This is a genomic window from Azospirillum formosense (assembly GCF_013340925.1).
Lineage (GTDB): Bacteria > Pseudomonadota > Alphaproteobacteria > Azospirillales > Azospirillaceae > Azospirillum > Azospirillum formosense.
The window spans coordinates 1-10,691 of sequence record NZ_WHOR01000201.1 but is presented as its reverse complement, the minus strand read 5'-3'; the positions used below and the strand labels follow the sequence as shown (position 1 = coordinate 10,691).

Genomic DNA, 10,691 nt, shown 5'->3' with positions numbered 1-10,691 from the left:
CCTCTGGGGTTCCCGCATCCCGCCCCTGCGTCCCACGCAGCCGGAAAGGAACGCGCGCCGGTGGCAAGTCGCCTGCGCGTGGCACATATCTGTCCGGGCTTTCGGAGCTTTTTTGGCGCCTTCCCTTCCCCTCCGGTTTCGGCTAAGAACACTCCATGAACAAGCACATCAGTGTCCGCGGCGCGCGGGAGCACAACCTCAAGAACGTCGATGTCGATCTGCCTCGGGACGAGCTGATCGTCATCACCGGCTTGTCGGGATCGGGCAAGTCATCGCTGGCGTTCGACACGATCTACGCGGAAGGCCAGCGGCGCTACGTCGAGAGCCTGTCGGCCTACGCGCGCCAGTTCCTGGAGCTGATGCAGAAGCCGGACGTCGATTCGATCGAGGGGCTGTCGCCGGCCATCTCGATCGAGCAGAAGACGACCTCGAAGAATCCGCGCTCCACCGTCGGCACGGTGACGGAGATCTACGACTACATGCGCCTGCTGTGGGCGCGGGTCGGCATCCCCTACTCCCCGGCCACCGGCCTGCCCATCGAGAGCCAGACGGTCAGCCAGATGGTCGACCGCATCCTGGCGATGCCGGAGGGCACGCGGCTGCTGCTGCTGGCCCCGCTCATCCGCGGGCGCAAGGGCGAGTACAAGAAGGAGATCCAGGACCTCCGCAAGCGCGGTTTCCAGCGCGTGCGCGTCGACGGCACGATGCACGAGATCGACGAGGTCCCGGCGCTCAACAAGAAGCTGAAGCACGACATCGACGTGGTGGTGGACCGCATCGTCGTCCGCGAGGGGCTGGGCAGCCGGCTCGCCGATTCGCTGGAGACGGCGCTCGGCCTCGCCGACGGGATCGTCTTCGTCGAGGACGCTGAATCGCACGAGCAGACCGTCTTCTCGCAGAAATTCGCCTGCCCGGTGTCCGGCTTCACGATTCCGGAGATCGAGCCGCGGCTGTTCTCCTTCAACAACCCGTTCGGCGCCTGCCCGGCCTGCGACGGGCTGGGCAGCAAGATCTACTTCGACCCCATGCTGGTCGTCCCGGACGAACGGCTGTCGCTGAAGAAGGGCGCCATCGCCCCCTGGGCCGGCTCCTCCTCCCAGTATTACGTGCAGACGCTGGAGAGCATCGCCCAGCATTTCGGCGTCGCCATGGACACGCCGTGGGAAAAGCTGCCGGAGAAGGTCCGCCAGACCATCCTCTACGGCTCCGACGGCGCCGCCATCACGATGACCTACGACGACGGGCTGCGCAGCTACCAGACGAACAAGGCCTTCGAGGGCATCGTCAACAATCTGGAGCGCCGCTACCGCGAGACGGAAAGCGCCTACATGCGGGAGGAGCTGTCCAAGTACCAGTCCTCCCAGCCCTGCGAGACCTGCAAGGGCGCCCGCCTGAAGCCGGAGGCGCTGGCCGTCAAGGTGCACGGCCAGCACATCTCCCAGGCGGCGGAGATGTCCATCGCCGACGCGGCGACGTGGTTCAGCACGCTGAACGACCATCTGCGTCCGAAGGACAAGGAGATCGCCTACCGCATCCTCAAGGAGATCAACGAGCGGCTGGGCTTCCTCAACGCGGTGGGATTGGAATACCTGACGCTCAGCCGCGGCTCCGGGTCGCTGTCCGGCGGCGAGAGCCAGCGCATCCGCCTCGCCTCGCAGATCGGGTCCGGCCTGACCGGCGTGCTCTACGTGCTGGACGAGCCGTCGATCGGCCTGCACCAGCGCGACAACGACCGGCTGCTGGCGACGCTGAAGCGGCTGCGCGATCTCGGCAACACCGTGATCGTGGTCGAGCATGACGAGGACGCCATCCGCACCGCCGATTATCTGGTGGACATGGGCCCCGGCGCCGGCCAGCACGGCGGCACCGTGATCGCCCAGGGCACCCCGGCGGAGGTCCAGGCCAATCCGGATAGCGTCACCGCCCAGTTCCTCAACGGCACCCGCTTCGTGCCGGTGCCGGACCAGCGGCGCCCCGGCCACAAGGGCCAGTTCCTGGAGGTGAAGGGCGCGCGCGCCAACAACCTTCAGAACATCTCGGCGCGCATCCCGATGGGCACCTTCACCTGCGTGACCGGCGTGTCGGGCGGCGGCAAGTCCACCCTGATCATCGAGACGCTCTACAAGGCGGTGGCGCGCAAGCTGATGGGCGCGCGCGAGCATCCGGCGGAGCATGACGAACTGCTGGGGCTGGAGAATCTCGACAAGGTCATCGACATCGACCAGTCGCCGATCGGCCGCACCCCGCGCTCCAACCCGGCGACCTACACCGGCGCCTTCACCCCGATCCGCGACTGGTTCGCCGGCCTGCCGGAAGCCAAGGCCCGCGGCTACGGCCCCGGCCGCTTCTCCTTCAACGTGAAGGGCGGGCGCTGCGAGGCGTGCCAGGGCGACGGCGTCATCAAGATCGAGATGCACTTCCTCCCCGATGTCTACGTCACCTGCGACGTCTGCCACGGCAAGCGCTACAACCGCGAGACGCTGGAGGTCACCTACCGCGACAAGACCATCGCCGACGTGCTCGACATGACGGTCGAGGAGGGCAAGGAGTTCTTCAAGGCGGTGCCCGGCATCCGCGACAAGCTGGAGACGCTGGAGCGGGTGGGCCTCGGCTACATCCACATCGGCCAGCCCGCCACGACTCTGTCGGGCGGCGAGGCGCAGCGGGTGAAGCTGTCCAAGGAGCTGAGCCGCCGCGCCACCGGCCGCACCCTCTACATCCTCGACGAGCCGACCACCGGCCTGCATTTCGCCGACGTCGAGAAGCTGATGGAGGTGCTCCACGCGCTGGTCGACCAGGGCAACACAGTGCTGGTGATCGAGCACAATCTGGAGGTCATCAAGACCGCCGACTGGATCATCGACCTCGGCCCCGAAGGCGGCACCGGCGGCGGCGAGATCGTCGCGGAGGGCACCCCGGAAGATGTGGCGAAGGTCAAGCGGAGTTACACCGGCCAGTATCTGGCACCCTACCTGAAGGCGAAGCCGAAAAGCCGGAAGAGGGCATGAAGACGGGCCGGGGCCTTCCCCGGCCTTTTTCTTTGGGCCGATTTTTGCCTCGGAAACAAAGCGGCCGTGGGGGCGTTTCCTCTTCATCGTTCGTGAAACAGGATGGAGACGGAGCATGTCCAGGACCATGATGTCCGGTGTGGCGTTGGCCTTCGGCGCGGCCTTGCTGGTCAGCGCCTGCGGGACCGACGAGTCCACCAGCACCACGACCACCACCACGACCACCTCGCCCAACTACGGCAACTCCAGCCTGACCACCCCGCCGGCCGGCGGCTCGACCACCACCGAGCGCACGACGACGACCAAGAGCGAATAAGGACTCTTCGTTTCACTCCCGAATCAAACGGCCGGCTCCGCACAGGCGGGACCGGCCGTTGTCTTGTCGGTCGTTGCCTTGCCGGTCGTTGCCTCGTTCGTCCTACCAACGTACAAGTTTCAAGCCCTCCCCGCTCGGCTAGGATTTCAAGGCGCGCCCAACGATGCGCGCCGGAACAGCCGAACAACGGAGGGAACCCCATGCGCACCCTGTTCGCGGTTGCGGCCACCCTGGTCGCTCTGGCAAGCCCGGCCCTGGCCGTCGAGGTCACGGAATCGACGACCCTGCCCTATCCGGTCGAGAAGGTCTGGCAGCAGATCGGCCCCTTCTGCAACCTCGGCACCTGGCACCCGGCGGTGGAAAGCTGCACCCTGCGCCGGAAGGACGGCGCGCAGGAGCGCGTGCTGGCCCTCAAGGGCGGCGGCGCGATCGAGGAGCGCCTGCTCTCCTCCTCCGCCAGCAGCCACCGCATCCGCTATTCGATCCTGACCAGCCCGCTGCCGGTCAAGGACTACGCGGCCTCCCTGTCGGCCGAACCGGCGGGCAAGGGCACGCGCGTCGTGTGGACGGCGCGCTACACCTCCAACGGCGCCAGCGACGAGGAATCGCGCAAGGTGATCTCCGGCATCTTCACCTCCGGCTTTGACGGGCTGAAGCAGAAGCTCGCCGCCCAGTAAGTCACCGCTGTTCGGCGGAGCGACCAGGATCGCCGGAACCGGCGGACGATCCTGGTCGCGATTCCGCGCCGTGGTTTGGGTTGGCCTTGCCGTGGCGACAACGACGGTCTACTTGTTCGGCAACTTTGTGAAAGTTGCTGATATGGTCGACACGTCCCTTTCCCCCGTTCACGTCATCGGCGGCGGTCTCGCCGGGTCCGAAGCCGCTTGGCAGCTCGCCCAGCGCGGCGTTCCCGTCGTGCTGCACGAGATGCGGCCCGTCCGCCCGACCGAGGCGCACAGCACCGACCAGTTCGCCGAGCTGGTCTGCTCCAACTCCTTCCGGTCCGACGACGCGGAGTACAACGCGGTCGGGCTGTTGCACGAGGAGATGCGGCGCTGCGGTTCGCTGATCCTGCGCTGCGCCGACGCGCACAAGGTGCCGGCGGGCGGCGCGCTGGCCATGGACCGCGACGGCTTCGCGGGCGCCGTGACCGAGGCGATCACCGGCCATCCGCTCATCACCGTGGAGCGCGGCGAGGTCGCCGGCCTGCCGCCGGAGGCGTGGGACAGCGTCGTCATCGCCACCGGCCCCCTCACCTCCCCGCCGCTGGCCGAGGCCATCCGCAGCTTTACCGGCGAGGAGTCGCTGGCCTTCTTCGACGCCATCGCCCCCATCGTCTATCTGGAGAGCGTGGACCTGTCCAAGGCGTGGTTCCAGTCGCGCTACGACAAGCCCGGCCCCGGCGGCACCGGCAAGGACTACATCAACTGCGCCTTCGAGAAGGACGAGTACCGCGCCTTCATCGACGCCCTGCTGACCGCCGAAAAGGTGGACTTCAAGGAGTGGGAGAAGAGCACCCCCTACTTCGAAGGCTGCCTGCCCATCGAGGTGATGGCGGAGCGCGGGGTGGACACGCTGCGCTACGGCCCGATGAAGCCGGTCGGCCTGACCAACCCGCACAAGCCGGAACGCCGCCCCTACGCGGTGGTCCAACTCCGCCAGGACAACGCGCTGGGCACGCTCTACAACCTCGTCGGTTTCCAGACCAAGCTGCGCCACGCCGAACAGGCGCGGATCTTCCGCATGATCCCCGGCCTGGAGAAGGCGGAGTTCGCGCGGCTGGGCGGCCTGCACCGCAACACCTTCCTGAACAGCCCGCGCCTGCTGGACGGTGCGCTGCGGCTGAAGGCGCAGCCGCGCATCCGCTTCGCCGGGCAGGTCACCGGCTGCGAGGGCTATGTGGAAAGCGCTGCCGTCGGCCTGCTGGCCGGGCGCTTCGCCGCCGCCGAGCGGCTGGGCGGGGAGCCGTCCGCCCCGCCGGTCACCACCGCGCTGGGGGCGATCCTCGGCCACATCACCGGCGGCGCCAACGCCGACACCTACCAGCCGATGAACGTCAATTTCGGCCTGTTCCCGCCGGTGGACGAGCGTATCCGCGGACGCGACCGCAAGCTCGCCTACACCCGCCGCGCGCTGGAGGATCTGGAGGGGTGGCTAATGGCCGCACCCGCCGTCGCGGTCTGAGGTCCGGCAAATTCGGGAAAATTATCACGGAACTATAATAAAGGTCATAAGTGACACTTAACCATCGCCATGGAACACTTTCTTTCGAATGAGCGGGAAAGTCTTTCAGCGGGATGGTTATGATTAAAACAAAATCATTGGTTGCCAAACAGGTGATCGTCATCGTGACGGTGACGATCTTTTCCCTGGCGGTCGGAATTGCGGCTCTGACGACCAAGAGCGGGTCGGACATCGAAACTCTGGCCTTCCGGAGCGGGGAGCAGCTTGGCCACCGCTACGGCGAGATGGTCCACGCCCGGCTGGGCAACGCGATGGAGGCCGGCCGCTTCATCGCAACCTCCCTGGTCGGCCTGAAAGCCGCGGGCCGCACCGACCGGGAGCAGCTCTCCACCTGGCTCAAGAGCATCGCTGATGCCAACCCGGATTTCCTCGGCGTGTGGGTGGGGATGGAGCCGAACGCTCTGGACGGCCGCGACGCGGAGTTCGCCAACAAGCCGGGCTCCGACGCGTCCGGCCGGTTCCTTCCCTATTGGAACCGCGGGTCGGGGACGGTCGCGCTGGAATCCCTCGTCGGCTATGACGATCCGGGGTCCGACGGCGCCTATTATCAGATCCCGAAGCGCACCGGACACGCCATGGTGGTGGAGCCCTACAGCTACATGGTCGCCGGCCGGAAGGTGCTGATGGTGTCCATGTCCGTCCCGATCGTCGAAGACGGCCGGGTCATCGGAGTGGCCGGCATCGATCTGTCCACCGACGGCATCTGGTCCATGCTGAAGACGGTGAAGCCCTTCGACAGCGGGTCCATCCACCTGATTTCCAACGACGGGGTCTGGGCCGGCCATCCCGACACCGAGCGGATGGGGCAACCGATCGGCGCATCGGACCCGGCGCTCGACGCCGCCAAACCGGCCATCCGCGCGGGGCGTAGCTTCGAGCAGACGGCGGTCGCCGACGGGCAGCCCGTGAAGCAGCTGTTCCTGCCGGTGACGGTCGCGGGAACGGAGACGCCCTGGTCCCTGCTGGTCAACCTGCCGCTCGACAAGATCAACGCCCCGGTCCGGGACCTGCGCAACGCCACCATCATCGGCGGGCTGGTCCTGCTGGCCGCCCTGGTGGCCGCGCTTCTGTTCGCCAGCCGCAGCATCGTCGGCCTGCCGTTGCGTCGCACCATCGCGACGCTGGACGCCGTGGTCGCCGGGGAGCGTGGCGTGGTCATCGCCGACACCGGCCGCACCGACGAAATCGGGGCCATCAACAAGGCCCTGAAGCTCTTCCAGGAGAACACCACCCGCATGGCGGAGCTGGAGGAGGAGCGCCACCGCGAGGAGCAGCGCGCCGCCGAGCGTCGCAAACGCGACCTCGCCGACGTCGCCAGCCGGTTCGAGGCGTCGGTGGGCGGGGTCGTGCGCAACGTGTCGGACCAGGCCGGCGCGATGCGCGGCACCGCGCAGAGCCTGTCGGCCATCGCCGCCCAGACCGACCGTCAGGCCGCCGCCGTCTCCACCGCCGCCGAGGAGGCCAGCCAGAACGTCCAGACGGTGGCCGCCGCCGCGGAGGAGCTGAGCTGCTCCATCCGCGAGATCAACGAGCGGATCGGCCGATCCTCGCAGATGGCCGCGGAGGCGGTCGCCGAGGTGGAGCGCACCAACAGCACGCTGGAAGGGCTGTCCGCCGCCGCGCAGAAGATCGGCGACGTGGTGAACCTCATCCAGGGCATCGCCGGCCAGACCAACCTTCTGGCGCTCAACGCCACCATCGAGGCCGCCCGCGCCGGGGAGGCCGGGAAGGGCTTCGCCGTCGTCGCCAGCGAGGTGAAGAATCTCGCCAACCAGACCGCCAAGGCGACGGAGGACATCTCCCGGCAGATCGCCGACATGCAGACCGTCAGCGGCACGGTGGTCGGCGTGATCCAGGCGGTGGGGCAGAGCATCATCGCCATCAACGAGACGATCACCGCCATCGCCGCCGCCGCTGAGCAACAGGGCGCCGCCACCCAGGAGATCAGCCGCAACGTCCAGCAGGCGTCGATGGGAACCGCCGCCGTGTCGGTGAACATCGGCGGCGTGACCCAGGCGGCGGGCTCCACCGGCTCAATGGCCGATCAGGCGCTCAACGCCGCCGGCGACCTGTCGCGGGAGGCCGACCAGCTCCGCCAGGAGGTGGAGCGGTTCGTGGCGATGATCCGCGCCGCCTGACCGAAAGGGGTCAGAACCTGCCGCGCAGTGCCGCCCAGGCCAGCTTGGCGTGGCGCAGCGGGTGAGGCATCAGCACGCGCGCGGCGAAGGGGTCGTTGCCCTCCCGCGCCAGCGCGTCCAGATGCAGGCCGGCCAGCACCGCCGGCAGCAGGGCCGACAGGGCGGCGCGCGGCACGGAGCGGCGCAGCGCGCGGGCCTTCGCCAGATGCTCGCGCGCCGCCTCCGCCACCTCGCGCGCCACGGGGCGCAGCTCGGGGGTGGAGCGCAGCTCGAACAGGTCGCCCGGTTTGGCGCCGTGCGCCGCCATGCGGTCGGCGGGGAGAAGCTGGCGGTGCTGGCGGGCGTGGAAGGGCACCGCCCGGACGATGCCGGCCAGCGCGTAGCCGATCCCGGCCTGACGCCCGGCCTCCATCGCCTCGGGTCCCTTCGCGCCAAGGACCTCCAGCGCAAGCTGGACGAGCGGCGCGCCGGTGACCTCCGCGTAGTTGACGAGGCAGGACAGGTTGGCCGGCGGGGTGTCGTCCAGGTCGGCCTCCCGCGCGTCGATCAGCCGGTCGAACAGGGCGCGGCTCAGCCCGCATTCCTGAACGGCGGCGGCCAGCGGCTCCATCACCGCGTGCTTGGGCACAGCACCGCCCTCGTAGATCTTGTCCAGCCCGTCGCGCCAGAATTGCAGCCGCATCTGGCCCAGAACCGGCTCGGTCACCACCTCGCGGGTCTTGGCGATCTCCAGGTTGAAGGCGTAGAGGGCGAACAGCGATTCGCGGCGCTCCGCCGGGGCGAAAAGGCACGTCAGGAAACGGTCGTTGTCATATTTCCTCACCTCCCGTCCGCAATAGGACAGGTCGGGGGTCGCCTTCGCCATGTGATGCCTGTTCTGGAAAAATGGGGGTGGCACAGTTTGGAAGCGGGGCAAAACCCGCTCGCGCCTTATATTAGGCAGACAGGCTCTCCACACCAGCCCCGACGCGCAGCAGGCGGAACAATGGCCGATTTCAACGTCGCCCCCACCAAGCCCCGCAAACCCAGCCCGGTCGCCCGCAAGGATGCGGACTCGGAGAATTTTCCGGTCGCCTCGCGCCTGCTTCCGAAGCATCTCCGGCCGCATGTCATGGCCTTCTACCGATTCGTCCGGCTGGGCGACGACATCGCCGACGACCCCGATCTCGAGCCGGAGACCAAGCTCGCCTATCTGGAGGCGCTGGAGCGCTCACTGACCACCGGGCAGGCCAAGCACGCCTATCTGAAGCCGGCGCTGGACCTGCGCGCCAGCCTGCAGGCGACCGGGGTCAGCGACCGCCACCCCCGGCAGGTGCTGCGCGCCTTCCGGCGCGACGCGGTGGGCGCGCGCTGCCACAGCTGGAGCGACCTGCTGCTCTACTGCCGATTCTCCGCCAACCCGGTCGGGCGTTACCTGCTGGACCTGCATGGCGAGGGTGTGGCCGCCGGGCCGGCGTCGGACGCGCTGTGCACCGCCCTGCAGGTGCTGAACCACCTTCAGGATTGCCGGGAGGATTGGAGCCAGCTCGGGCGCTGCTACATCCCGCTGGTCTGGTTCGACGATTCGGCGATCAGCGTCGAGCGGCTGGTGGAAACCGAGAGCGACGCCAAGCTGCGCGCCATCTTCGACCGCACGCTGGAGCACACCGACCGGCTGCTGGAGCGCGCCGCCCCCCTGCCCGGCCTGATCCAGCACCGCGGGTTGCGGATGGAAGCGTCGGTGATCCTCAGCCTCGCCGAGTCGCTGGCGCAACGGCTGCGCAGCCGCGACCCGCTGAAGAAGCGGGTGGTGCTCGGCACGCATCACAAGCTGTTCGCCACCGCACGCGGACTGGCGCGCGCCATCGGGAGCAAATAGACTCGCACCCTTCGACCGACACCACGCAGGACCGACGTATGCCGCAGCCATCGCTGGACTCGACGCAGAGCGACACCGCCGGCAGCCCGGCTGCCGCGGCGGCGGCGGTGACCGGGCGCTCGGGCAGCACCTTCTACTGGCCGATGCTGCTTCTCCCCCGCTCCAAGCGGGCGGCGATGTTCGCCATCTACGCCTTCTGCCGGCGAATCGACGACATCGCGGACGAGCCCGGAGAGCCTGCGGAGAAGCGCGCGGCCCTCGATGTGTGGAGGACGGAGATCCGCGGCCTCTACGCCGGAGGCGCGCCGTCCAGCTCTCTGGGAGCGGCGCTGAAGGGCGCCATCGAGCGCTACGGCCTGCCGCGGGGCGAGCTGGAAGCGCTGATCGACGGCATGGCGATGGACATCCCGGCGGACGGCGGCACTGACGGCAACGGGAGCGGCGGCATGACCGGCCCGGCGCTGCCGACCCTGCGGCTCTACTGCCGCCGCGTCGCCGGCGCGGTGGGAATGCTGGCGATTCGCGTGTTCGACCGCGCCGACGCCTCCACCGAAGCCTTCGCCCTGGCGCTGGGCGAGGCGTTGCAGCTGACCAACATCCTGCGCGACCTGACGGAAGACGCGGAGATCGGCCGCCTCTACCTGCCGCGCGAATTGCTCGACGAGGCGGGCATCGCCAGTTCCGACCCCGCCACGGTGCTCGCCCACCCCAACCTACCGCAGACCTGCGAGGCGCTGGCCGTGCTGGCCGAGGAACGCTTCGCCGAGGCGCGCCGCGCGCTGGCCGAGGGGCAGGCCGCCGGGCGGCGCGGCTCGCTGTGGGCGGCGGTCGCCATGATGGTGCTGTACCACCGGCTGCTGGTGCGGCTGCGCGCCCGGGGCTGGCGCGATCTCGACCGGCGGGTGCGGGTCGGCAAGCGCGAATGCGCCCTGGTGGCCGTGCGCTGCGCGCTCGGCTATCCGCCCGCCGCCTGACGGGCCGGCTTGGGCACCGTCCACATCGTCGGCGCCGGCCTTGCCGGCCTGTCCGCCGCCGTCCGCCTGACCGAGGCCGGGCGGCGGGTCATCCTGCACGAGCTGTCCTGTTGACACAACTCCCGGCGCACCAGACTGAAGCGGATACCGTGT

9 protein-coding genes are annotated in these 10,691 nt (G+C 68.7%); 8 read left to right on the top strand and 1 reads right to left on the bottom strand.

Features of this window, described 5'->3' with window-relative positions:
- Positions 1–155: 155 nt before the first annotated feature.
- The 5 genes from uvrA to GBZ26_RS21375 all read left to right on the top strand — a co-directional run bounded on the left by uvrA (position 156) and on the right by GBZ26_RS21375 (position 7,706).
- Entirely contained in the window at positions 156–3,008 is a 2,853-nt protein-coding gene (gene uvrA, locus GBZ26_RS21395) for an excinuclease ABC subunit UvrA (RefSeq protein ID WP_174440578.1), read from the top strand.
- A 115-nt stretch (positions 3,009–3,123) separates the two neighbouring features.
- The gene (locus GBZ26_RS21390; RefSeq protein WP_174440577.1) at positions 3,124–3,324 is read left to right on the top strand and encodes a hypothetical protein; all 201 of its coding nucleotides are present in this window, start codon (positions 3,124–3,126) and stop codon (positions 3,322–3,324) included.
- Positions 3,325–3,524: 200 nt separating this feature from the next.
- Entirely contained in the window at positions 3,525–4,001 is a 477-nt protein-coding gene (locus GBZ26_RS21385) for an SRPBCC family protein (protein ID WP_174440576.1), read from the top strand.
- Between the two features lie 142 nt (positions 4,002–4,143).
- Complete coding sequence (gene trmFO / locus GBZ26_RS21380; RefSeq protein ID WP_174440575.1) at positions 4,144–5,508, top strand: methylenetetrahydrofolate--tRNA-(uracil(54)-C(5))-methyltransferase (FADH(2)-oxidizing) TrmFO; 1,365 nt, start codon at positions 4,144–4,146, stop codon at positions 5,506–5,508.
- Positions 5,509–5,645: 137 nt separating this feature from the next.
- Positions 5,646–7,706 carry a methyl-accepting chemotaxis protein gene (locus tag GBZ26_RS21375; RefSeq protein WP_246653906.1) on the top strand — a complete coding sequence of 687 codons (2,061 nt, stop codon included), beginning with the start codon at positions 5,646–5,648 and terminating at the stop codon, positions 7,704–7,706.
- A 10-nt stretch (positions 7,707–7,716) separates the two neighbouring features.
- Here the strand turns inward: GBZ26_RS21375 and GBZ26_RS21370 are convergent, their stop codons facing one another.
- Positions 7,717–8,571 (bottom strand): phytoene/squalene synthase family protein, encoded by an 855-nt coding sequence (locus GBZ26_RS21370; protein WP_174440574.1) that lies wholly within the window; start codon positions 8,569–8,571, stop codon positions 7,717–7,719.
- A 120-nt stretch (positions 8,572–8,691) separates the two neighbouring features.
- Between GBZ26_RS21370 and GBZ26_RS21365 the strand changes: the two genes are divergently transcribed.
- Genes GBZ26_RS21365 through GBZ26_RS21355 form a run of 3 tightly spaced genes read left to right on the top strand, consistent with a single transcriptional unit; the run spans position 8,692 to position 10,652 of the window.
- On the top strand, positions 8,692–9,564 hold the full coding sequence (locus GBZ26_RS21365) for a squalene/phytoene synthase family protein (protein WP_014197277.1): 873 nt from the start codon (positions 8,692–8,694) through the stop codon (positions 9,562–9,564).
- Positions 9,565–9,602: 38 nt separating this feature from the next.
- A complete protein-coding gene (gene hpnD, locus GBZ26_RS21360; RefSeq protein WP_174440573.1) occupies positions 9,603–10,538 on the top strand; it encodes a presqualene diphosphate synthase HpnD in 936 nt (311 codons plus the stop codon).
- Between the two features lie 9 nt (positions 10,539–10,547).
- Positions 10,548–10,652, top strand: coding sequence for an FAD-binding protein (locus tag GBZ26_RS21355; protein WP_247884860.1), 105 nt, complete (start codon positions 10,548–10,550; stop codon positions 10,650–10,652).
- Positions 10,653–10,691 lie beyond the last annotated feature (39 nt).